Source organism: Stenotrophomonas sp. PS02301, assembly GCF_029959485.1.
GTDB lineage: Bacteria > Pseudomonadota > Gammaproteobacteria > Xanthomonadales > Xanthomonadaceae > Stenotrophomonas > Stenotrophomonas maltophilia_Z.
This window is the reverse complement of sequence record NZ_JASCOO010000030.1, coordinates 1-23,521: the sequence shown is the minus strand read 5'-3', so window position 1 is coordinate 23,521 and position 23,521 is coordinate 1. Positions and strand designations below refer to the sequence as shown.

Here is a 23,521-nt window from a genome sequence, read left to right as displayed (position 1 = left end):
TGGTGTTCCCCCTGTATGCGTTGAATACGGACCGCAGGTCCGGTGCCGGCAGCGCGCCGGCACCGGAGGCGGTCACCACTGGATGCCGGCACCTACCGCGACACCACCATCGCCGCGGCTGTTGGTCGACCCGCTGAACTTGTAGATCCAGCGCCCGCCTTCGGAGACCCCGGAGATGCCCACCGCCACGCCGGATTCGCCGTTGAAGCTGCCGGCGGCGAGCGAGGCCATGCTGCGGCCGGCCTCGTAGGGTTGCGGCAGGGCGGCCACCGCCATCGCCGAGGCCACACCGGCCGACGCACGGTTGTCGGTCTTCTGCAGGTTGCGGTCGAACGAGTCCATGCGCTCGTCGGTGTAGGCCTTGGACCAGTCCAGGGTCTGGGCCATGCCACTGCGCAGCTGGTCCACGTTGACGGCATCGGTCCCGGCGGTACCCGGGGCGACGTTGCGCACCGTCGTCGGCCCCGTGGCGGTACTGCCCAGGGTCACGCTGTTGAGGTTGGTGGTGCCATTGATGTTGCTGTCATAGCGGATCGTGCCCTGCTGCGAGGCCTGCAGCTGGCGCACGTTGACTGCATCGGTTGCTTCACTGCCATCGGCGACATTGGCAATCTGCCGTTCCGCGCCGCTGCTGCCCACCGAGACCGTGTTGGCCCGGTTGGCGACCGAACCGGCACCCAGGGCGACGCTGTTGCTGCCCTGCGCATTGGCCCCGTTGCCCAGCGCCGTAGCGTTGTTGCCCGCAGCGGCGGCGCCGGCGCCACCGGCCACGGCGTTGTCGCCAGTGGCGGCCGGCGCGGCCAGGTTCTGCGTGTTGTTGACCTGGAACATGCCGGACGTACCGTTGTTGATGTTGCTGATCTGCGTGTCCGTGTAGGTCTTGGACTCGCTGATCGCGTAGTTCACGCCGCTCTGCAGCTGCCCGACATTGACCGCGTCGTAGCGTTCGGAACCGTCCGCCACGTGGGTGACCTTGCGCTCGGCACCGGTGCTGCCGACGGCCACCTCGCCCACCGAGTTGCTGGCACCGGCCTGGCCGTAGGCACCGGTGTACCCGGCCTGTGCGCCCACACTGGCCACCGAGCCGGCGCCGAGGGCGACGCTGTTGTCCGCGCTGGCGCTGGCGCCATCGCCGATCGCCGCGCTGCCGCTGCCCGCCGCACTCGCCAGCGGCCCGATCGCGATGCCGTCGGCACCGCCCGCGGTGGCCGCGCCCTTGGTCGAGTTGACCTGCACGTACTGGCTGTTGCCGCCCGGCTGGATCTGGTCGATGCGGGTATTGAGGTTGGTCAGCGAGGTATCCACCGCCGAGAAGGCCACGGTGACGTCGCTGTAGTCGTTGGCGATGACGCTGCCATCGGTGGCGATCGAGGAGATGCGGAAGGTCGGCGCGGTCCAGATGCCGGTGTTGCCATCGAAGTTGGTGGTGCCGCCGAAATACCCGACCAGGGCAGCGTTGGTCTGGAACAGCTGGTTGCCGTTGACCGCATCCAGGCTGCCGGCCAGCACGCGTCCGTCGGCCAGGTTGGTCAGTGCCACCGCCGCGCCGCTGGCATCGCCGGCCAAGGTGATGGTGTTGGTCGCGTTGCCACTGGCATCGGCGTCGTACTTCACTGCCAGCCGGTCCACGGTGTCGGTCTGGTCGGCGACGTTGGCCAGCGAGGTGCTGACCGCATCGAAGGCGCTGCCGACGTTGTCATAGTTGCCCGTGGTGACCTGGCCATCACTGGCCACGTTGCTGATCGTGTAGCTCGGCGCGGTGACCATGCCGTTGGCATCCAGCGCAGCGCCGCCACCGAGGTGGGTGGCCACGGCCTGGTTGGCCGCGAACAGCTGCGCGCCGTTGATCGCCTCGCTGCTGCTGGCGGTGACACTGCCGGCGGCCAGGTTGCTGAGCGTGGTCGCAGCCCCACCGTTGCCCAGCGTGGCACTGGCGTAGTTCACGCTGGCATCGGGATTGAGGTCGTAGCGCAGTGCGCCCTGTTCGGACGCCTCCAGCTGGCCCAGATTGACTGCATCGGTGGCCTCGGTGCCCGCGGCCACGTTGACCACCTGGCGTTCTGCACCGACCGCACCGACGGACACCGTGTCCTGGCGGTCGGCCAGTGCGCCGGCGCCCACCGCGATGCTGTTGGCGGCCGTGGCCGAGGCACCCGTGCCGACCGCGATGCTGTCCAGGCCCGCGGCGGCGGCTTCCGCCCCGGTCGAGTTGATCTTCAGATAGCGGCTGCCAACACCGTTGCGGATATCGGTGATCTGCGTGTTGAGGTTCACCAGCGAGCCATCCACCGCGGAGAAGGCGTCGCTGGCGTTGTTGTACACCCCCTGCGCGACTGCACCGCCGGTGGAGATCGTGGATATCTGGAAGCTCGGTGCGGTCCACGCGCCGGTGACCGGATCGTAGCCAGTGACGCCGCCGAAGTAGTCGACAATCGCACTGTTGGTGTCGAACAGCTGGGCGCCGTTGATGGCCTCGGTGCTGGTTGCGTTGACCGCGCCGTTGGCGAGGTTGGCGATCGTGGTGGTGCCGGTGCCGCCGCCGAGGGTGACCCGGCGGAAGTCGGCGCCGCCTGCGCCATCGTCGTCATAGGTCACCGCGAGCGTGCCGACCGCATCGATCTGCGAGATCGCGCCCTGCAGCTGGGCCACGTTGACCGCGTCGGTGGCGGCGCTGCCGGCAGCCACGTTGCTGATCTGGCGCTCACCGCCGGCGAAGCCGACCGAGACTTCACCGGCCGACACCTGCTGCCCGTTCAGCCCGTAAGCACTGTAGCTGGCCTGCGCACCGCGGTTGGCGGCCGAACGGTACCCCAGCGCCACGCTGTTGGCCTGGTTGGAGGTGGCTTCCGCACCGAGGATGGTCTGGCCGTTGGCGGTGCCCGTCGCACTATCGCCGACGACCACCGAATGGCCCATGCGCGCGGCGTAATCCGCGGTCGGCACACCGGTGGGGTCGGTCGGATCATTGAGTCCGACGCCCGGGAACGCGACGTTGGCATCCTGCCGCGGCAGCTCATGCCGTGCGTTGGCACCGATGACCACTTCCTTGGAGCCGTTGGCAAACGCGCCATCGCCGACCAGTACCTGGTAATCCTGCGCAGCGTTGACCGCCCAGCAGTCCACGCTCGCCACCAGCAGATTGACGCAGGTGTTGGACCACGCCGGCGAGCCGTCGGGCAGCAGCAGGCCGAGCAGGCCATTGGGATTGCCGTTGTTGATGTTGTAGATGTAGCTGTCGGAGGTGACGCCACCGATCAGGGTCAGGTGGGAGCTGCCGCCGGTGCTCGCATTGCCCAGGCCATCGAGCAGCGTGCCGACCGGGGTCAGGTTGACCACCGGTAGGCCCAGCACGTTGGTCACCGAGTAGGTCTGCATCACGTTGGCGCTGCTGACCGACAGATTGCCATTGCGCACGTAGCCATCCCCACCCAGCAAACCCTGCGCGGTGGGGCCGACCAGCTGCGAGAGCGAACCGACCAACCCGGCGGTACCGATGACCAGGCCGGCATTGGGATCGGCCGGTGCCGGCCCTTTCGGGCTTCCCGGCGGCAGCGACGTCGGCGCCGGGAACACCGTGCCGAGGATCGGCGTGGTGATCGCACCGACCGCACCGAGCACCGGTGTGGTGATCGCCCCCACCGTGGTGCCGACGCCGTCGAGCAGGCCGCCAACGGCCCCGCCCACACCGTTCAACAACCCACCGAGCGCGTTGCCCAATCCGTTCGGCGCCAGCGCCATCGAGCTGGTCTGCACGGCACTGACGCCGGCATCCACGCGCTTGGGGTTGCGGTCGGCCGCATCGACCCGGTGGCCGACTGCATCCACCCGCACGCCGCCGGCGACGTTGCTGGCCAGCGATGCCTGCACGGCATCCGGTGCGTCGGGCGTTACCGTGGCCTCGGCAATCAATGCCGCCTTGGCCTGCACCTCGGCCGCCGCCAGGCGTGCCTGGGCGGCCGCATCGACGTTGGCCTCCAGTGCCACCTTCCGTGGTGACGGCGTCGCGGCGACCGCCACGCCCGCCGCCGCCTTCGCCTCGGCCTTGACCGGCACCCGCACCGTCGCTGGCGTCGGCGCAACCGCGGCGACCGCATCGATGTCGGCATGGGCATTCAACCTGGCACCGTTACCCGTGCCTGCCGCGATGCCCAGATCGGCCAGGGCCGCCCCCTGGGCACCCGGCGCGTTAACGCGCCTGGGCAGGTCCGCGTTCGCCTGCGCAGCGGCATGTACCTGCAGCGCCGGCCGCTGGGCCGTCGGTGTACCGAGGTTGAGATTGACCTTGGCATCCACGCTCAGCAGGGGGGCCGTGCCACGATCACGCGCCGCCGCGGCCAGCGCCACTTCGGCATCGAGCTTCACCGGCAGGGGTGCGGTGTACTTGGCGGTCAGTGCCTGCAGGTCGGTGAGGGTCTGGTTCTCGCCCGCCCATGCACTGCCCGTGCACAGTGCCAGCGACAGACCCAGCGACAGCACCGACATCGGCACCTTCAGATGCACCACCACCGGGCCAGCAGCCAGGCTGCCGCGCGCCGTGGCGATTTCGGAGACGACCACCAGGGCGTTCAGCCGGTGGCTCCACACCAATCGAAAGATACGGTTCATCAGGTATTCCCCCGTGTACGAATGCGTTGAACATCACCGGTGCCTGACGGCACGTGGATGTCATTACAGTCGAGGGGTCAAACCGCGAGCACTTCATTCCGGCAGCGCACACGTGCGTTCCGGCAAGACGAGGGGTAAAACCGGCAGGCCGATAGGCAATTTCGGCAGGTTGCCGAATACGTGCACGGCGGGCACGCAGCTGCCCACGTAACCCTCAGGCCGGGCTGCCCATCTGGGCCGGCGCACGCATCAGCGTGTCGCGCGGCAGCTCGCCGAACACGCGTCGATAGTTGTCGGCGAATCGCGACAGATCCCACAGCCCGCAGCTGAGTGCGATGGCTTTCACCGATTTGCGGCTGGAATCGGCCATCGACAACCCGCGGCAGGCTGCGCATAACCGCAGCATCGACAGATACCGGTTGGGCGAGGTGCCGAACAGATCTTCGAAGGCATACCGCAACGCGCGCTCGCTCACACCGGCTGCGTCACAGATTTCATTCATATAGATATAACGACGCAGATTGAGCCGCATGAAGTTCTCGGCACGCTGCGCGATCAGATAATGCGTGCGCCGGCCGCGGCTGCAGGTAGGGTGGTCATCGCTGCCGGCGCCCAGCAGCGCCTGGATGTGGTCATGCAGAAGGGCGTCCACCGCATCGGCCGCCAATACACCGCCCTGCCCGGCCAAGGCCGCGTGCACATCGGCATAGCGCTGCGTCAGCCGTGCCCCTCCGCCGCTTCCCCCCGCCTGGAACAACGACAGCGCCTGCCCGGAAGGCAGGGTATTGCGCAGGCTCAACTCGGTCAGCTTGCGCTGCACACGTTGCATCGGCGCCAGCAGCAGGGTCAGGTGGGTGCCGGCGCTGAGGGTGAACTCGCTGATGCCTTCGGGCAGCACCGTCAACGCCATGCCGGCGGCCAATGGCATGCCATGGCACCAGCTTACATTCTCATCGGTGGCATGGATCAGCCCGAGCAGGCACCAGTCCTGCGGCAGCATGAAGCGGCCGCGGAAATGAAAACCGCTCACCGCGGTGCAGAACAACGCTTCGTCATGCACCTGCGATTCAATCGCGGCACGCGGGCCGTTGCCATCCAGCAGCACCATCTCCAGATCGCACACGCGCAGCACGCCGCTGAGCGAGGCCAGGTCGAATGCCCGCAGCCCGCTCTGGATCTGGTCATCCACCACACCATCTACCATGACAGTGATGCCCCCTTTGGCCTGGAACTCCGGTGCCTGCGCCGCATGGCCACCGGGTGCGCACTCCTGCGTGTCCTGCAGCGCATCCTGCTACGGCCAACCCGCCGCGGCGATGCCTGCCAGCCCGCCCACCTAAATCATTCAGTGATCGCAGCTAAATCATTCACTCGATGCGACATCGATTTACGCGAAGCCGTGGATGCGCATTTTTGGCAAGTATGCCCGAACTGGACGGCAGGTAAACAGAATCATAATCACCGTCACAACCAAGACCGCCCTGCGTGAAATCCAGCGTTTATGCGCCTGCCAATCGTGTCAAAAAGTTGACATCACAGGGCCATCACATAATCTACACCCGCACTTCACTTTGCCGCGATTACATCAACTCCACGCAATACGCAGAAAAAGAATCGTCATTTACTCAAGTTGAAACGACGCCTGCCGATTTTGTGTATTGGATACCGCGCGGTTCGTCGAGCATCCAGATCAGGACGCCCGGTTGTACCGACACGGTGATGCTGTAACGCAGGGGGAACGCCATGGACAGCAACCTTCATTCTCAGTGCCCGCATTGCCACTGCCGCACGTCGCAGGCAATGCCCGCACTGTCCAGCGCGATCTGCCGCCAATGATGTCGATCGGGCACTGTCCGCTCGATAGCGCAGGCCTGTAAGGGCTGCACCGCGCAGGATGCGCGGTCTGGATGGCCGTCCTGGCGGAGCCAGGCAACACCATCGGTACCAGGGGCTGTATCCGCCCGTTCGGGCTCTGATTGGGAAAGGGAGAAACCGTCATGAATGCATCCGTTCGCAAGTTCCTCGTGGAAGAAGATGGCGTGACCGCGCTCGAGTACGGCCTGCTGGCCGCCGTGATCGCGGGCATTCTGGTGGCCGTCGGCAAAAAGGAAATCCAGGGTTTCTTCGAGAACCTCTTCGAGAAGCTCGGTACGGTTGTTGACGACGCGACTGCGAAAGCATCGACCTGATCGTCTGATCTGACGCCAGCGCTGTCGCCCGGCTCTCCCGCGGCGACGGCATGGCACGGATCACGTTGTCGCACGACCGATTCGGGGGACTTACCGCATGGAACTTCTTCCCCTGCTGGCACTGCTGCTGGGTGTACAGGTCGCCATCCACGACCTGTATGCCCGGCGGGTATCCAATCGTGGGTTGCTCCTGGCTGCCGGGGTGGCGCTGGCCGCGCTTGCCTGGCAGTGGCTGATGGCCGGCCGCGGCTTTCCGGGCACGCATCTGCTCGGCTTCGCGCTGGGGTTGCTGTCGCTGCTGCCGTTCTATGCCATCGGCTGGATGGGCGCCGGTGATGTGAAGTACTTCGCCGTGCTAGGGCTGCTGCTGGGCGCCTCGCCGCTGCTGCCGATCTGGATCATCGCCAGCCTGCTCGCCGGCGCACATGCGATGTGCGTCATCGTCGCGCGGCGCCTTGCACCTGCGTTGTCCCACGGCGCGTTCTCCACTGTCTCCAGCGGCCCGGTGTCGCGCCGCTTGCAACCGGTGATCGCGCAATGGCGTCACGCACGCCAAGGGCGGGTTGGCATCCCGTATGCGGCCTACCTGGCGTTCGCCAGTCTGTGGTGGGTGCTGCAGCAGCACGTCGGCGGTGCTGCATGAGCGTCGCGCTCCCAGACCGCCGTCCTGCCCGGCGCCAACGCGGCATCGCCACGCTGGAATTTGCCTTGATGCTGATGTTCGGCCTGCTGCCGTTGCTGCTGGTCACCTATTCCGGCGTCATGATCATGGCCGTGCAGCAGACACTCTCGGCGGCATCGGCCGAGGGTGCACGTGCCGCCTTCCGCCATGCCACGCCGGGCGAACGCCGCACCGCCGCCTGCCTGGCGGCACGCCGCTCCATGCAGTGGCTGCTGACCTACGCGAAGCAGACGCCGGACTGCGCTACCGCAGGCGCCCCGCCGATCACGGTTTCCACGCCCACCCCCTGCGCGGATCTGCCCGCGGTGCAATGCATCCGTGTGGAAGTGAGCTATGACTACGGCGCCCACCCCTTCCTGCCCGGCACCGGCCGCGTCTATGGCTGGGTGATGCCCAAGCCCTTGCACAGCACCGCCGTGTCCCAACTCGATCTCGGCGGCAACTGATGACACTCCGGAGAACCGCATGCTCAAGTTGACCCGCGTCGCCGCGATCCTGCTGATCGGCCTGGCGGTGATCCTGGCGTTCGTCGCCTTCGGCATCAGCCGTCGTGCCAGCGAGGTAGCACCGGGCACGCCCGCGACCGTCGGCGCGCCCGCCCAACCGGCCACCTGGCCCGTGGTCGAAGCCGCCAGCGCACTGCCCGCCGGGCGGCCGATCGACGCCGAGGACCTGCGGGTCAGTGGTCATCCGCAGCGCCCCGTGGGCGCCTACACCTCGATCAACGCCCTGGTCGGCGCCGTGCCGACCCAGGACATCGCGGCCGGCACGCAGATCCAGACCGCGCAGATCGCGCAGGGTTTTTCGCTGCGCCTGAATCCCGGCGAGCGCGCACTGGCGGTGCCGGTGGACGAGCTGGTCGCCGCAGGCAACCGCATCCAGCCCGGTGATTTCGTCGATGTGTTCCTCAACCTGCGCGCGTCCGGCGGCTTGCGCGATGACGGTGACGCGCAGACCCGGCTGCTGCTGTCGCGGCTGCGTGTTCTCAGCTATGGCGCGCACGACATCCAGAGCGTTGCCAGCATGCCGAGCGATGGCAGCGCGCCCGCGCCGGACGACAGCCGGGCGCAGGACATCACCGGCGGCAGCACGACGGCCAGCAGTTCGCGCAGCGATGGAACGACAGCGCCGGCACGCAGCGCCGTGCTCGCAGTGCCGGTCGCCGAGGCGAACCGGCTGCTGCTCGGTGCCCAGCAGGGCAAGCTGTTCCTGGCGCTGCGCAACCCGGCCGACATCGGGCTGCCGGACCAGGCGCTGTTCCCCACGCCCAGCCGCGTGCTCAACCCGCGCCGCGAGCTGTCGCCCGACGAACGGCTTGCCCTGCAGCGCCCGGAGAACGACGCCTACGCCGGCATCGACACCGACGCACTGGCCGGGCGCGGGCGCAGTGCCGCCGCGACAGTGCCACTGCCCAGCAGCGCCCCGCGCCGCGCTGCACCGCGCGCGGACCGGGGCATTGAAATCATCCGTGGTGACATTTCCTCCCATAGCGGGTCGCGTTGAGCCCATGCCGAGACAGCCCATGACCGAACGCCCCACCCTCGCGCGCCGCCTCTCCCACGCCCTGCCGCGCTGCCTGCTGGCCGGCGTGTTGATCGGCAGCCCGCTGCTGGCCAGCGCCGAGGCGGAGCTGGTGCTGCAGACCCGCGAGCAGCGCCCGTGGTCACTGCCTGCCAACCTGGAGCGGGTGGCCATTGCCGACCCCAGCGTGGCCGACGTGGTGATGCTGCGTGGCCGCGAGGCGCTGCTGGTCGGCAAGGCGCCCGGCAGCACCACCCTGCTGCTGTGGCGTAATGGCAACCGCGAGCCGGAACGGCTGCAGGTGGAAGTACGCAGCGCCGTCCAGGGTGCAGTGAGCGCACAGGGCGGTGGCACCGAGCTGATCGTGCAGGACGGTCAAGGCCTGCTGCAGGGCCTGAGCCCCTCGCTGCTGGACCACCAGAACAGCGTCAAGGCGGCGGCGATGGCGGTCGGCAAAGACGGTCAGCTGGCCGATGTCTCCACCATCGCCAGTGGCGGCGTGGTCCAGGTCGAGGTGAAGATCGTCGAGTTCAACAAGTCGGTGCTGCGCCAGATCGGCATGAGCTTCGGCAACAAGAATTTCAACCGCAACAACGGCTTCTACTACGGCATCACCCGGCCGGGCGCGACCCTGCCCGGCGTGTTGCCGGCAGGCGAATCGGCCGGCCCGGACGACGTCATCATCACCAACCCGCTTTCCTCGGCGTTCGGGCTGGTGTTCAAATCCCTCACCCACGGCTGGGACGCGAACATCGACCTGCTGCAGAGCAACGGCATGGCCCGGGTGCTGGCCGAGCCGACCCTGGTCGCGTTGTCCGGGCAGAGCGCGAGCTTCCTGGCCGGTGGCGAACTGCCGATCCTGGAGCCGCAGGGCCTGGGCACCACCACGGTGACGTTCAAGCCCTTCGGCATCGGCCTGACCGTGACGCCGACCGTGCTCGGGCCGAACCGCATCGCGCTGAAAGTCGCCCCGGAAGCCAGCGATCTCAACTACGCCGCCGGCATCACCTACAACGACGTGCAGGTGCCGTCGATCACCACGCGCCGCGCGGACACCACGGTCGAGCTGGGCGACGGCGAAACCTTCGTGATCGGCGGGCTGGTCAGCAACAACGTCAGCTCCAACGTGGACAAGGTGCCGCTGCTCGGCGATCTGCCGATCATCGGCTCGTTCTTCCGCACCCTCAACTACAAGAAGGAAGAGAAGGAACTGGTCATCATCGTCACGCCACGGCTGGTGCAGCCGCTGGCCCAGGGCACCGAAGTGCCGCTGCCGGGCCAGCGCGAGGCATCGCCGAACCTGCCGGTATGGGGTGCTTGGCTGCTGAGCCCGGCCTCCTCGGACCAGCTGCCCGGCTTCTCGCGCTGAGCCCAATGCCAGGAACCCGCCCCTCATGTCCGCCACTCTGCAACTGGTCCAACCACGGGATGCTTCGATGAAGCTCGTGCTGTTTGCACCGGACCGCGAACTCGCCACCCTGCTCTCGGCGTTGCTGCCGTCGCTGGGCGTGGTGCAGTGGCTGGACAGCGCCGCACCGGCCTCGGCGCTGGAGCCGCTGCGCGACACCGGCTGCGTGGTACTGCTGGACTATCGGCACGAGCAGGCGGCGTTCTCCACAGCGTTGACCCGGCAACTGCAGGCGCAGGCGCCAGAGCTGCCGCTGGTGGCGATCGGCTCGACCCAGGCCGACCACATGGATGGCGTCGTGGCTGCGCTGCGCGCCGGGTTGCGCGATCTGCTCGATCTGGACAGCGCGCCGCAGGAGATGGAGGCGGTGTTGCGCCGTGCTGCCTCACTCGCCGTGCAGGGCCGCAGCAGCGTTCCGGCCACGCCATCGGCACGTGCACGCATGGTCCTGTTGCTGGGCGTGCGGCCTGGCGTAGGCAGCAGCACCCTGGCGGCGCACCTGGGGGTGCTCGCCCAGCAGACTGCCACGGCCCATCGGGCTGCCCCGGCAGAGACGGCGCCCGCCGGTGCGCAGACCCTGCTGCTGGATCTGGGCCAGCCCACCGGCGATCTGACGCTGTACCTCAATGTGGACCCCACCTTCCATTTCGACGATGCGTTGCGCAATGCCGGGCGTATCGATGCGACGCTGGCACGCACCGCGCTGGCGCATCACCCCAGTGGCGTCACCCTGCTCGGCCAGCCGCCGGGCATGGAAGGCGCCACGCTTGCGGACCCGGGCATGCTGATGCAGCGCCTGCGCAGTGTCTTCCACACCGTGCTGTGCGATCTCGGCGGTGTTCCGCTGCGCCAGTTGCCGGTGTCGCTGCTCAACAGCGCCGATGAGATCTGGCTGATCGCCGACCAGGCGATCGGCACCCTCGTCTCGCTGGACCAGATGCTCCGTCATCTCACCCAGGTAGGGGCACGCGATGCCCGCGTGCAGCTGATCATCAACCGCCACGACGATGCCAGTGGACTGAGCCCGGCGCAGATCGCCACCCGCTTCGAGCTGCCCCTGTTGGCAGTGTTGCCGGATCGTCCCACACTGCGCTCCAGTGCCAGCCATGGCCGCCTGCTGCTGCAGGATGCGCCACGCGACCCGTATGTGCGTGCCCTTGCCCCGCTGTTGTCGCACCTGGATCCGACGGCCCCCGCGCCGGCCAGGGGCTGGCGGGAACACCTCGCCCTTCGCCTGAGTGGTTCCCCATGGAAGACAAAGTGACCCCGTTCCCGACTGCTACCACTGCCCGCGCCGACGCCGGCACCGAGGCCGAGCACGGCGTGCAGCCGTTCGAGCAGTCCGAGCAGTACCAGAAGGTGCTGATCGCCGCACATGAGCATCTTCTCAACAGCATCGAGGACGAGCGCATCGATATCGATGCGTGGGCCCCGGACACCGTGTCGCGCTACGTGCACGCGCAGACCGCCGGCTTCGTCCACGAATGGCGGATCCCGATCAACGAAGCGGAGAAGGACATCGTCGCCACTGCGCTGGTCAAGGAACTGACCGGCTTCGGCCCGCTCGATGACCTGCTGCATGACCCGGAGATCGAGGACATCCTGATCAACGGCTACAAGGACATCCACGTCTCCCAGGGCGGCATGCTCAAGCGGGCGCCGCAGCGTTTCAGCGATGACAGCCACCTGCTGCGGATCCTGCGCCGGATCCTGGCCCCGCTCGGGCGCCGCCTGGACGAATCCAACCCGATGGTGGATGCGCGCCTGCCCAACGGCGGCCGCCTCAATGCCATCATCTCGCCGTTGGCCGTGGATGGGCCGATGGTCTCGATCCGCAAGTTCCGCAAGGACCCGTTCACCCCCGATGAACTGCTGCGCATGGGCACGTTCGACCGGCCGATGCAGGCGCTGCTGCATGCGATGGTCCTGGGGCGCTGCAACATCCTGGTGTCCGGCGGCACCAGTTCGGGCAAGACCTCGCTGCTCAATGCACTGGCCAATTACATTCCGGCCAACGAACGCGTGATCACCGTTGAAGACACTGCCGAGCTTTCGCTCAACCATCCACACGTGGTGCGCCTGGAAAGCCGGATCGGCGGCGCGGACGGCAACGGCGCGATCAGCATCCGCGACCTGGTCCGCAACAGCCTGCGCATGCGCCCGGACCGGATCGTGGTCGGCGAAGTGCGCGGCGCCGAAGTGCTGGAAATGCTGCAGGCGATGAACACCGGCCATGACGGCTCGATGGCCACCATCCACGCCAATTCGCCGCGCGACTGCCTGTACCGCATCGAGATGCTCGCCGGTTTCGCCGGCTTCCAGGGCAGCGAGGACAGTCTGCGCCGGCAGATCGCCAGCGCCATTGATTTCATCGTGCAGATCTCGCGACTGGGCAGCGGCCGCCGCGTGCTCATCTCGATCACGGAAATCACCGGCGTCACCGACAACATGATCGCCACCCAGGAGATGTTCCGTCACGAAGTGCAGATCGACGCCGATGGCAACGAGTACGACCGTTGGGTCGGGCTTGGCTTCCAGCCACACTCGCACAAGCTCGAACCGTTCCGCCGGCAGCTGCGCGAAGCACTGGGCGGAGGCTTCTGAGCATGGCCTTCGTCCTGCTCCTGTGCAGTGCGGCACTGGTGCTGATCGCCCTGGCCGTGGAGCTGTGGGGCGGCGCGGCCGCACGCGAGCAACGCCGGTTGTCATTGCAGCACGCCGAGCAGCGGCTGGCGCGTCCGGACACCTCGCCGCGCCTGGCAGGCATGGGTGACAGCCCGGGGCCGATGCCGGTGAGCACGGCACCGGCGGGGCTGCCGTGGGACGCGTTGATGCAGCGCGCTGCGCTGCCCACCGGTTGGCGGGTACCGCTGCTCATCCTCGCCGCCGCGGCGCTGCTGGCCTGGATCGCCAGTGCACGCCTCGGCACGGTGTGGGCCGCGCCGATCATCCTGGTACTGAGCGCTCTGGCAGCCTGGTTCTGGGTATCGCGCCGCATCAACCGGCTGCAGACCAAGCTGTTGCGCCAGCTGCCGGACTTCCTCGACAACCTGGTGCGCCTGGCCGGTCTCGGCAACAGCCTGCAGATGGCCTTCCAGACATCGGCCGCGCAGATGCCGATGCCGCTGCGGGGCCTGCTCGATGCCACCCTGTCCTACACCCGCAGCGGCCTGGACCTGGACCGCGCCCTGGCGCAGGCCGCCCAGCCCTATCGGCTGGAAGCCTTGAATGTGCTCTCGGTGGTGCTGGGCGTCAGCGTGCGGATCGGCGGGCGCGCCGATCAGATCCTGCAACGCATGGCCGATTTCATGCGCGATCTGGATCAGGCCCAGCAGGAACTGATGGCCACCACCTCCGAGACCCGGATGTCGGCCTGGGTACTCGGTCTGCTGCCACCGATCAGTGCCGTCCTGATGGCGATCACCAGCCCGGATTTCTTCCAGCCGATCATCCACGAGCCGCTCGGCCACAAGCTGTTGCTGTGGGCATTGGGGCTGGAACTGATCGGCGGCTTCCTGCTGTACCGGCTGGCCAAATCCCTATGAGTGCCTGCCTGCGCGTCCAGATCGGAGGCCCGCATGACCAGTAGCAGCTGGTGGATCGCCACGTTGTTGGTGCTCGCCGCCGGCGTGGCGCTGCTGGGGGTGCGTGGCTGGGTGCTGAGCGGGCGCGAACAGCGCCACCAGGATGCGTTGCAGGCCGCATTGCGGCCGCGCGATGTGGCGGGCACGCCGGCCGCACCACCTCCGCCGGCGGTGAGCCTGCGCCAGCGCTGGCTCAAGGGTGTCGCCGCGTTCGGCCAGCGCTTCAACGGCGGGCGTATCGAAGCGGCGCTGCTGGCTCCGGAAGACCGGCTACTGCTTGATCAGGCCGGATGGAACACCCACGCCGGCACCGCGATCTTCCTCGGCCTGCGCCTGTTGATCGCGGTCGCCACTCTGGCCTTGGTGCTGGCCTTCAACCACAGCACCGGCTTCAGCCGCGCGATGGTGATCTTCGGCGCGCTGGCCTTTGGCATCCTGCTGCCTAAGTTCGCCCTGCGCGCGTGGGCGATGCGCCTGCGCAAGCAGGTCTCCGCCGAGCTGCCGCTGCTGATCGACCTGTTGCGGCTGCTGCAGGGCGTGGGCTTCAGCATGGACCAGAGCCTGCAGACCCTCGGCGACAAACTGCGCAACGCGGTCCCGGTGCTGGGCCGGGAGATCCACCAAGCCAACATCGCCTACATGCATGGACGCAGCCGGGAGCAGTCACTGCGCCGCCTCAGCGAATCCTTCGATGACGAAGACCTGCGCAGCCTGGTGCAACTGATCCTGCAGGTCCATGCCCATGGCGGCGCGGTGCAGGAACCGCTGCGCCAGTTCAGCCTGCGCCTGCGCGAGCAGCGCCGTTCCACGCTCAAGGAGAAGGTCGGCAAGCTCTCGGTGAAGATGACCGTGGTGATGATGTTGACGTTGTTGCCGGCGTTGATGCTGGTGCTGGCCGGTCCGGCCATCATCGCCCTCGCCTCCGCCCTGACCAAACTGGATTGAACGCCATGCGCCACGCCGTGCTTCCCCGCCTCTGCCTGCTGCTCGCCGCGACGGCGCTCTGCGCGGCCTGTTCGAACGTGCGCAACGGTTATCGCCAGGACCCGATGGCGCTGGCCTCGCCCGAGGTGGCGCCGCAGGACGACAAGCAGCTGTACGTCGAGCTGATCTCCAAAATGCAGCAGCAGGGCGCCTTCTACGCCTCGCTGGCGCATGTGGAGGCATATCGCCAGCGCTATGGCGACAGCCCGCAGCTGCGCCTGTTGAATGCCGATGCGCTGCGCGAAACCGGGCAGCGTGAAGCCGCACTGACCATGTACGGCAGCCTCACCAGTGGCCCGCAGGCGGCCGCGGCCTGGCACGGCATCGGGCTGATCGCCGCCCGCGACGGCGACGCGGTACGCGCCGAGCAGTCACTGGCCAAGGCGGCGCAACTGCAGCCGTTGAACACCGGCTACCTGGGTGATCTCGGCTTTGCCCGCCTGCGCGCCGGTGACTGGGCCCGCGCACAGGAGCCGCTGGCCAAGGCCGCCGAGTTGTCCCCGGGCAGCGCGAAAGCCAACGCCAATCTGGCGGTGTGGGCACTACTGCGCGGCCAGAACGAGATGGCCGAGACGATCATGCGCAATGCTCGCCTGACCGACGGTGCGCAGGCAGAGGTGCGCCGCCTGGCCGAGCAACTGCGCCAGCAGGCGACACCCGCACCGTCCGTGCAACGCGCGCCTGCCAGCGTCGCGGCGGCGCCCGCCGTGCCCGGGCCCGGGTACGGCGCCCTGCCTGCGCCGCACCCCGCTGCCCCGCGTCCAGCCCCACGCCACGTGGCGGTGGATACCGATCGCCGCACCAGTGCCGATGCGCGCCTTGCGCCATCGATGCTGGAACGCTTCAGCACGCCCTCTCCTGCCAGCGAGACCACGCCATGAGCCAGCTGCGTCGCCTACCTGTTCCGCTCCTGCACGCTGGCCTGCTGCTGATGCTGGTGACCTGGGCGGTGCCCGTGATCGCGCAGCAGGCACCGCTCACCGGGCAGATGCTGGGCAGGCAGGATGCCCCCACGGCCGTCGCCACGCCGCTGCCCCCGCCCGCGCCCGCGCCCGCGCCCATTGAGCGCGTTGAGCCCGTACCGGCTTACGTGCAGCGTTCGCCGGCATCCGCAGCCGCCACAGCTGCCGAGCGCTACACGCCACCCGCACCGCCACCGCGCGGCGAGATCGGCCAGACCACCCGCGACCTGCTGCGCATGCAGGCCCAGGGCACCCATGCCGGGGCACGGCTGCCGATCCTGGGTGACCAGGCCGCCGCCAGCTACGCGCGCTACCTCAAGAGCTTCGAGCACGAGATTCCCGAGTTCCTCAAGACCAGCGTCAAGAAGGACGTCGCGGACACCAACTAAGGAGGGCAAGGCCATGCACCACTCCAGCGCCTACGCACCCCGGCCGTCCCGACGGCGGCTGCGCGGCGGGATGTCGGTCACCATGATGCTGGTGCTGCTTGGCCTGGTCGGCATGCTCGGCCTGGTCGAAGTGGGCTATCTGTACTGGGCCAAGCGCGATGCGCAGAAGGTGGTGGACCTGGCCTCGATGGCCGGCGCGCAGCGGCTGGACCTGTGCAATGCCAACCGCACGGACAACAGCGCCGCCCGCGGCAACGCGCAGAAGGACAACGGCTTCACCGGCACGCTGGCGATCCAGTGCGGCAACTGGAACCCGAGCCGCGGCGCGGACGATCATTTCAGCATGATCCTGGACGCGGCCAGCCCGCTCAACGCGGTCAAAGTGGTCGCGACGCGCTCGGTCGTGCCGTTCTTCGGCCAGAACACGCGCCTGCCCACGCTGCGTGCGGAGGCCGTGGCGACCCGCGCCCCGCCGATCGCGGTGTTCTCGGTGGGCTCGCAGTTGCTGCGGGTCAATGGCACGACGCCGTTGGGCAACGTGCTCAATCTGGTGGGTGTCAATCTGGACCGGACCACCCTGCTTGGCTATGACGGTTTGGCCCAGGCGAAGGTCAGCCCGGGCGGCCTGCTGCAGGCACTGGGAATTCCAGTCAACGCAAATATCGGCGTCGCCGAGTTCAACGCACTGCTGGCCGCCAACCGGGTCTCGCTCGGGCAGCTGCTGGATGCCACGGCCACCGTGCTGACCAACAGGGGTGTCGCCAACGTGGACCTGAGTGCACTGCGCGATGCACTCGCGGCAAAGCTCGATCTCAACCGACTCACTATCCAGCTGGGCAGCACCGATGCCGCGGGCGGCCTGTTTGCACACATCGTGGCTCCCGAAGGCCCGGCATCGCCGGCACTGCAGGCCGACGTCAGCGCATTGGACCTGATCACCACCAGCATCAGCATCGCCAACGGCGGCAACGGGGTCACGGTCAACAATCTGGACATCCTTGGCATGGTCAAAACGCAGGCGGCGATCATTGAACCGCCGTCCATCGCCATCGGCGGTGTCGGCACGCGCGCCTACAATGCGCAGGTCCGGCTGAAGATCAATATCGATACCGGCGGCCTGGCGCTGCTCGGCCCCATCCTCAATACGCTGGGCATCCGTCTGAACCTGCCGATCTATGCCGATGTGACCAACGCGATGGGCACGCTGGAAGCACTGAACTGTGGCGCCACCCCGCCAACGGCCACGGTGCGGGTGCAGTCGTCGCTGCTGCGCGCCTGCGTCGGCCGTGTGGATGCGGCCAGTCAGTTCTCGCAGCGCAACGTGTGCGATACCGGGCTGCAGAACGAGCAGCTGCTGACCCTGCTGGGGGCGCCGCTGGTCACCGACAAGATTTCCCTCACTGCGCTCACCCACGATGAAGCCATCACCCTGGCCGCCGGGGAAACCGCGTCCACTTACTTCAACCAGGCGCAGGTCGGATCGGCCGTCTCCGGCCTGGTGAGCGAGCTGCTGCGCGTTCTGAGCAACGTGGTCACCCCGGGCAAGCAGGGCACCACCGATGCTGCTATCGCCAATCGATTGGCGGACCAGTATCTCAAGGCGGCCAATCCAGGTAATGGGTTCTACGATGCCAAGAAGACCATCGAGCTGCTGCGCCATGGTGATCCGGTGCATGGCGTCGGTGCATTGGGCGACTGGACTGTACCCAATGGCGTGCCGTTCGCATGCGGGATTCTGTATCTCGATACCTGTTTCAAGGCGGGATCCGTCTGGGACGGCTACAACGCTACGGTCACCGGCGAAGGCATGGGAGCATTGAGCGGCCTGCTCGGCTCTCTGCTTGGCGGCTTGGTGATCAACCGCTGCAACAGCCTGCTCAGCAGCCTGCTCAACTACAACAACTGCGTGAAATCCAACCTGGCCTCCTACATGCAGACCCGGCCCGGCGGCCTGCAGGACCTCGGCGGCGGCACCGGGGTGACCGACCCCGGCACCGACCAGGTCCGCTGCAGCGGCCTGCTGTGCTTGGCACTGACCCCGGTGCTGGAGACCCTCAAGCCGCTCCTCAACGGCGTCGGCACCCTGCTCTCGCAGACCCTGGCCCAGATACTCGGGCTGGAGCTGGGCCGGACCGACGTGCACATGCAGTCCATCCAGTGCACCCCGGCGCAGTTGGTTTATTGACGCTGTGGCGAAGTGCAGACCACGCGATTGTGCGTGCTAGACTCCGGCGGGGACTTTACTTCACTGATAATCCACTCGTGGATGGCCTGAATATGCGAGAGAGAAAAGGGGTTGGTTCCATCGTCGCGCACGCGCTGACCGGTGGGATTGTGTTGCTGCTGACGTTGAGCGTCGTCCCGCAGGCCCTGGCCGCGCGCGCACCGCGTGCCGAGCCGGCCGTGGATGCCGCTGCGCGCCCGGCGCCGGTGGTCCGCAATACCGTGGATGAACTGCGCCAGCTGGTCGATTCCAAGCAGCTCACCGAGCTGCGCACCACCTATAACGGCAGTTATGGTGCCAGCCTGCTGTTCAATACCAGCACGCTGAACTATTACGTGGCGCTGTTCCACGAGAAGGATTTCTGGCGCGTGATCAAGACCGATTCGGTCGACAATGCCGAGAAGGTCTACCGCACATTCGTCGAGCAGACCGAGCAGCTGGCCCAGGTGTATATCGACACCACCCGCCTGCAGGCCGGCAAGCGCTATACCGAGAATCTGGTCGCTTACAACGAAGAGCGGTTGCGCAGCCTGCAGCAGGAAGCAGATCTCCAGCGCCAGCAGTCGTTGCAGGTCAGCGCTTCGCTGGAACAGGCCAAGCAGCAGGCGGTCAGCCTGAGCACGGACCTGCGCAGCAGCCACAGCGAACTGGACGCGCTCAACCAGCGCATCCAGACATTGCAGGCCCAGCAGCTGAACCCGGCACTATCGCTGCCCTCGGCCGAGACGGCCACGCCGGACCCTGCCCCGCAGGGCAACCCCGGCAACCCGTAACGGCATGACGCCCTGTAGTTGCAGGGCACGTGACAGACGGCGCCGAGGGTGCCGTCGTTCTTTCCGGTGCAGTACCCTTGGTGGCGCAGACGTACTGCGCATCAGCAAGGAGTGCACCATGCCCGTTCCACGCCCCCGTAGCGCCCTGTCCCGCGCGCGCGCCGCCCTGGTGTCCTCCCGCACACGGCTGGCCGCGGCCTTGGTTGCCGCGCTCGCCCTGCCGGTCGCCGCCCCTGCCGCCCCGGCCCCGCCCGCATCGCCGCCACTGTCGGCCGAAGCGTCCGATCCCAGGCGGCTGGGCTGGATGCAGGGCGCGCCGCCGCCGGAAGACAAGCGCATCCGTTACACGGATGACGACTATTTCAGCTTCCCCAAGCTGCGCTGGACGGCCTGCCATTTCCGCCAGTTGATGCCCACCGTGGGCGTCAGCCGGGGACCGGGTGCCGCGCATGACCTGCCGCGTCGGCTGGATGCCGCGATCGACGCGCTGTCGTTCACGCCCACCGGCACCAACCGTCAGATGACCTGGGCACAGTCGCTATTGGCCAACTACACCGACGGCATCGTGGTGCTGCACGACGGGGTGGTGGTCTACGAACGTTACAGCGGCTGCCTGGACGAGCACGGCCAGCACGGTGCGATGTCCGTCAGCAAGTCGATGACCGGCCTGCTCGGCGAGATGCTGGTCGCCGAGGGGGTGATCGATGAAACCCAGCGCGTCAGCGCGATTGTTCCCGAGCTGAAGGACAGTGCGTTCGGCGATGCCACGGTCAAGCAGGTACTGGAGATGACCACGGCACTGAGCTACAGCGAAGACTACGCCGACCCCAACGCCGAGGTCTGGGCGTTTTCCGCCGCGGGCAGCACCCTGCCCCCTGCCCCCGGCTACACCGGGCCGCGCAGCTATTACGATTACCTGCAGACCGTGCAGAAGCAGGGCCGCCACGGCGAGGCGTTCGGCTACAAAACGATCAATACGGACGCGCTGGGCTGGATCATCGCCCGGCGTACGGGGCAGTCGGTTGCACAGGTGCTGCAATCGCGGATCTGGCAACGCCTTGGCGCCGAGCAGGACGCGTACTACACCGTTGATTCCACCGGCACGCCGTTTGCGGGCGGCGGCTTCAATGCCGGCCTGCGTGATCTGGCCCGCGTCGGCCAGCTGCTGCTTGACGATGGCAAGATCAACGGCCAGCCCATCGTGCCCGCCGCCGCGATCGCCCGTATCCGCGCTGGCGGCAACAAGCAGGCCTTCGCCAAGGCCGGCTATCCCCAGCTGCCGGGCTGGAGCTATCGCGGCATGTGGTGGATATCGCACAACGACCATGGCGCCTACATGGCGCGCGGCGTGCACGGCCAGGCGCTGTACATCGATCCCACCGCACGCGTGGTGATCGCGCGGTTCGGCTCGCACCCGGTGGCCGGCAACAGCGCCAATGACCCGACCACCCTGCCGGCGTTCGATGCCGTGGCGCGCTATCTGATGGACCGCCACTGACGGCAGTGACTGCCGACGATGCCTGCACCTCATCGGCAGGCATCGTGCACCAGGTCATCCATCCGCCGGCTCAGTGCCAGGCTCGGGCGGTCACCCGCCTTTGCGTAGGTTGCCTCGCGCTGGCGGCGCGCGGCATCGCACCGGAGCGGATCGGCATGCACCGAGATCACTGCGCCCCGGAAGGCGGGTGCCGGCCGCACGTTGCGGCGCGGCGACCGGCGCGGGCGCGCCGGTGCGGTCTCTGCGCGCCTTTTGGCCTTGAGCTCCTGGCGAAGTGATTCGATGTACAACGCATTGGCGCGCGTATCCACAGGCGGCGGCATGTCACGGATGCGCTCGGTCCGGCCGCTGCACGGCGTGGACTGGTACTGACGGCTGCCTTCCACGACACAGGTGTGCACCTGCCGCGGAGAAGCCTCGCTCGCTGCAGCGCTCATCATGATGGCCAACATCCACACAGGCATGGCTCAGCTCCCTCCAGGAGGCTGCAGCATCTCCCCGGCCCATCATCCCCGGCCGTGACCTGCCGCACGCTGGACGCGCGACGCGGATGATCCCGACACGGAGTCAGTGCTACGCCCTACCCCGATCCTACGGCGTGGCGCCCACGTGCAGCTCGAGCACCTCATCGCCCAGCGCATCGATCTCGCCGGTCGGCCGCCAGCCGAGATAACGATAGAACCCGTGCGAGCGCACCGCCGGATCCGCTGCACACCCCAGGATCAGCCGCGTATGGCCCGCCTCGACCAGATCGGCGATGGCCAGATCCAGCAAGTGCCGACCGATGCCCCGCCCTTCATAGGCCGGCAGCAACGCCAGGACCACGATCTCGCCGCCTTCGCGATCGCCAAAGCAATAGCCGACCATCCGCCCGTCTTCGAGTGCGATATGCCCCGGCAATGCATCGTCACGGATACCGGCCGCCCAGCTGTCTTCGGTGATGCCCAGTTCGGCCAGCTGAGCGGCGGAGAAGGCGTTCTCGCGGGTGCGTCCGCGCAGATCGATGCAGGCAGCGGCGTCGTCTGGCAGCGCACGGCGGTAGTGAAGGTGATTTACCATGGCGCATGGATTGCAGTGAGTTTCAGGCGGTGAGCATACGCGAGCGCCGCCCTTCCGGCCGCATTGCCTCGGATAATGACGTCTGGCGCGACCCCCGGCTGTCCTGGGTTGAGTCACGCCGCGCGTGCAACAGCCGGGCCTGTTACCGCCCGCACAGTCATCCAACCTGGTCGATCGGCGCCGTGGACGCGGGTGAGAGCATTTTCAGCGGCGCGCCTGGCGGACAGCACCGCCTTCAACCAGGCACCTTGGTCATCGTGCCGGCGCACCGTGTACACGCCTGCAATCCGGCGCCCAACACCGCCTGGAGCTATCAGATGCTGCATCTGGATGCGGCATGGGTGGCGGCAGTCACAGAAGACATGCAATCCATCGACAAAAGCGCCCCAACGGCGCCGCTGATCCGGATCGACCGCAGCCTTGCGCGCTACCGGACGTTCTGCGACATGAATGCCCTGCTGTTCTCCGGTGCCGATCCCGGAGAAAAAGAAGCAGCTATCGTCGCTTTCATCGACGATCTCGACGTCACTGCCGGGGCGCCGGTTCCCGCCCCGGACGCAAGCGCAGCGCAACACCGGCGACTGCAGCCAGCACTCGCCCTGCTGGATGCCGCGCCGATGTCGAGCGTATCGCTGGCCGATCTGGCCACATGCACGGGGATGGACCGCTACGCGATGATCCGGGCGTTTCGCAAGGCCACGGGGCTGACGCCACATGCCTGGCAGCTCAATCGGCGGATCAATCTCGCCCGCGAGCGCCTTGCTCAAGGGCAACCGCTGGCCGAGGTCGCACACGCGCTCGGCTTTGCAGACCAGAGCCATTTCCAGCGCCTGTTCAAGGCTCACGCCGGTATTACGCCAGGCCGTTATCGCCGCTGAGTACTACGCAATATCGTGCAATACATCAACCCGCAACACCGGCACAGTCAGGCGCCCCGTTGAAGCCTGCCTACCCCCCATGGAACAGTTTCTGCTCGTTGCTGCCGTGCACTTTCTGGCGTTGCTGTCGCCCGGGCCGGACTTCTTTCTGATCACCCGCACCGCAATCCGTCAGGGCTGGCGTGTTGCAAGCGGCGCCTGCATCGGGGTCGCACTGGCCAATGGGGCCTATATTGCGCTGGCATTCTTCGGCGTCGCGGGGCTGCAGGCGGGCAGCGCGCTGTTTCAGGTGATCCAGATAGCGGGCTGCGCTTTCCTGCTCTACATCGGCCTGCTGTTCCTGCGCCATGCCGGGACCGCCTCACTGCGTCTGCCGGGTGAGCAACCGGCCCAGCTGTCCCGCCTGGCACAGCGTTCGGCGTGGTTCCGAGCCCTCGGACTGGGCGCCACCTCCGCCCTGCTCAATCCCAAGAACGCCTTGTTCTACGCCAGCTTGGCGGCCATGTTGAGTGGGCCGGACACTACCGCCGGAACACGGCTGTTCTATGCGGTGTGGATGTTCGCGGTGGTGCTCGGCTGGGACCTGTTGATGGCCGGTATGGTTGGGCGCGCGGCAGCGATGGGCCGATTCAACGCAGCGCTGCCGTGGATCGAGCGCCTGTCTGGCGTGCTGCTGATCATCCTGGCACTGGCGGTATTGGGCGCGATGGTGATCTGAGCAGCTTCGACGCCTGTGACCCAGACGCAGCGGGCCCGGCATTGCCG

Annotated in this window: 20 protein-coding genes; 16 read left to right on the top strand and 4 right to left on the bottom strand. The window is 67.5% G+C overall.

The window, feature by feature from the left end; translation table 11 throughout:
• Nucleotides 1-72: 72 nt before the first annotated feature.
• Both QMX81_RS09800 and QMX81_RS09795 read right to left on the bottom strand, forming a co-directional pair.
• Nucleotides 73-4,605, bottom strand: coding sequence for a YadA-like family protein (locus QMX81_RS09800; protein WP_282261008.1), 4,533 nt, complete (start codon nt 4,603-4,605; stop codon nt 73-75).
• 214 nt (nt 4,606-4,819) lie between these two features.
• On the bottom strand, nt 4,820-5,809 hold the full coding sequence (locus QMX81_RS09795; protein ID WP_282261006.1) for a helix-turn-helix domain-containing protein: 990 nt from the start codon (nt 5,807-5,809) through the stop codon (nt 4,820-4,822).
• Between the two features lie 793 nt (nt 5,810-6,602).
• On the opposite strand from QMX81_RS09795, the gene QMX81_RS09790 reads away from it, so the two are divergent.
• The 14 genes from QMX81_RS09790 to QMX81_RS09725 all read left to right on the top strand — a co-directional run bounded on the left by QMX81_RS09790 (nt 6,603) and on the right by QMX81_RS09725 (nt 20,819).
• The gene (locus tag QMX81_RS09790; RefSeq protein ID WP_121037003.1) at nt 6,603-6,794 is read left to right on the top strand and encodes a Flp family type IVb pilin; all 192 of its coding nucleotides are present in this window, start codon (nt 6,603-6,605) and stop codon (nt 6,792-6,794) included.
• A gap of 97 nt (nt 6,795-6,891) precedes the next feature.
• Nucleotides 6,892-7,437: an A24 family peptidase gene (locus QMX81_RS09785; protein WP_121037004.1), complete on the top strand. Its 546-nt coding sequence runs from the start codon at nt 6,892-6,894 to the stop codon at nt 7,435-7,437.
• Nucleotides 7,434-7,922, top strand: coding sequence for a pilus assembly protein (locus QMX81_RS09780; protein ID WP_282261002.1), 489 nt, complete (start codon nt 7,434-7,436; stop codon nt 7,920-7,922). Before QMX81_RS09785 ends, QMX81_RS09780 begins: the two co-directional genes overlap by 4 nt.
• Nucleotides 7,923-7,941: 19 nt before the next feature.
• Nucleotides 7,942-8,979 carry a Flp pilus assembly protein CpaB gene (gene cpaB / locus QMX81_RS09775; protein WP_282261001.1) on the top strand — a complete coding sequence of 346 codons (1,038 nt, stop codon included), beginning with the start codon at nt 7,942-7,944 and terminating at the stop codon, nt 8,977-8,979.
• A gap of 19 nt (nt 8,980-8,998) precedes the next feature.
• Complete coding sequence (locus QMX81_RS09770; RefSeq protein WP_282261000.1) at nt 8,999-10,366, top strand: type II and III secretion system protein family protein; 1,368 nt, start codon at nt 8,999-9,001, stop codon at nt 10,364-10,366.
• A 67-nt stretch (nt 10,367-10,433) separates the two neighbouring features.
• A complete protein-coding gene (locus QMX81_RS09765; protein WP_121037008.1) occupies nt 10,434-11,669 on the top strand; it encodes a fimbrial protein in 1,236 nt (411 codons plus the stop codon).
• Nucleotides 11,654-13,009 carry a CpaF family protein gene (locus QMX81_RS09760; protein ID WP_121037009.1) on the top strand — a complete coding sequence of 452 codons (1,356 nt, stop codon included), beginning with the start codon at nt 11,654-11,656 and terminating at the stop codon, nt 13,007-13,009. Before QMX81_RS09765 ends, QMX81_RS09760 begins: the two co-directional genes overlap by 16 nt.
• 2 nt (nt 13,010-13,011) lie before the next feature.
• A complete protein-coding gene (locus QMX81_RS09755; RefSeq protein WP_121037010.1) occupies nt 13,012-13,950 on the top strand; it encodes a type II secretion system F family protein in 939 nt (312 codons plus the stop codon).
• A 33-nt stretch (nt 13,951-13,983) separates the two neighbouring features.
• Nucleotides 13,984-14,934 (top strand): type II secretion system F family protein, encoded by a 951-nt coding sequence (locus QMX81_RS09750; RefSeq protein WP_121037011.1) that lies wholly within the window; start codon nt 13,984-13,986, stop codon nt 14,932-14,934.
• Nucleotides 14,935-14,939: 5 nt separating this feature from the next.
• Nucleotides 14,940-15,854 carry a Flp pilus assembly protein TadD gene (locus QMX81_RS09745; protein WP_121037012.1) on the top strand — a complete coding sequence of 305 codons (915 nt, stop codon included), beginning with the start codon at nt 14,940-14,942 and terminating at the stop codon, nt 15,852-15,854.
• Entirely contained in the window at nt 15,851-16,324 is a 474-nt protein-coding gene (locus tag QMX81_RS09740; protein WP_282260993.1) for a DUF3613 domain-containing protein, read from the top strand. Before QMX81_RS09745 ends, QMX81_RS09740 begins: the two co-directional genes overlap by 4 nt.
• A 13-nt stretch (nt 16,325-16,337) precedes the next feature.
• Nucleotides 16,338-18,509, top strand: a complete 2,172-nt coding sequence (locus tag QMX81_RS09735) for a TadG family pilus assembly protein (protein ID WP_282260992.1) — start codon at nt 16,338-16,340, stop codon at nt 18,507-18,509.
• Between the two features lie 92 nt (nt 18,510-18,601).
• On the top strand, nt 18,602-19,321 hold the full coding sequence (locus tag QMX81_RS09730; RefSeq protein ID WP_282260991.1) for a DUF2968 domain-containing protein: 720 nt from the start codon (nt 18,602-18,604) through the stop codon (nt 19,319-19,321).
• Between the two features lie 118 nt (nt 19,322-19,439).
• Complete coding sequence (locus tag QMX81_RS09725) at nt 19,440-20,819, top strand: serine hydrolase (RefSeq protein ID WP_282260990.1); 1,380 nt, start codon at nt 19,440-19,442, stop codon at nt 20,817-20,819.
• A 29-nt stretch (nt 20,820-20,848) separates the two neighbouring features.
• On the opposite strand, the gene QMX81_RS09720 is transcribed toward QMX81_RS09725, so the two are convergent.
• Both QMX81_RS09720 and QMX81_RS09715 read right to left on the bottom strand, forming a co-directional pair.
• Nucleotides 20,849-21,283, bottom strand: a complete 435-nt coding sequence (locus tag QMX81_RS09720) for a hypothetical protein (RefSeq protein ID WP_282260989.1) — start codon at nt 21,281-21,283, stop codon at nt 20,849-20,851.
• Between the two features lie 127 nt (nt 21,284-21,410).
• Nucleotides 21,411-21,878: a GNAT family N-acetyltransferase gene (locus QMX81_RS09715; RefSeq protein ID WP_121037016.1), complete on the bottom strand. Its 468-nt coding sequence runs from the start codon at nt 21,876-21,878 to the stop codon at nt 21,411-21,413.
• A gap of 5 nt (nt 21,879-21,883) precedes the next feature.
• Here QMX81_RS09715 and QMX81_RS09710 point away from each other — a divergent pair, with 5 nt between their 5' ends.
• A complete protein-coding gene (locus tag QMX81_RS09710) occupies nt 21,884-22,756 on the top strand; it encodes an AraC family transcriptional regulator (RefSeq protein WP_121037017.1) in 873 nt (290 codons plus the stop codon).
• A 79-nt stretch (nt 22,757-22,835) separates the two neighbouring features.
• Nucleotides 22,836-23,474: a LysE family translocator gene (locus tag QMX81_RS09705; RefSeq protein WP_282260986.1), complete on the top strand. Its 639-nt coding sequence runs from the start codon at nt 22,836-22,838 to the stop codon at nt 23,472-23,474.
• Nucleotides 23,475-23,521 lie beyond the last annotated feature (47 nt).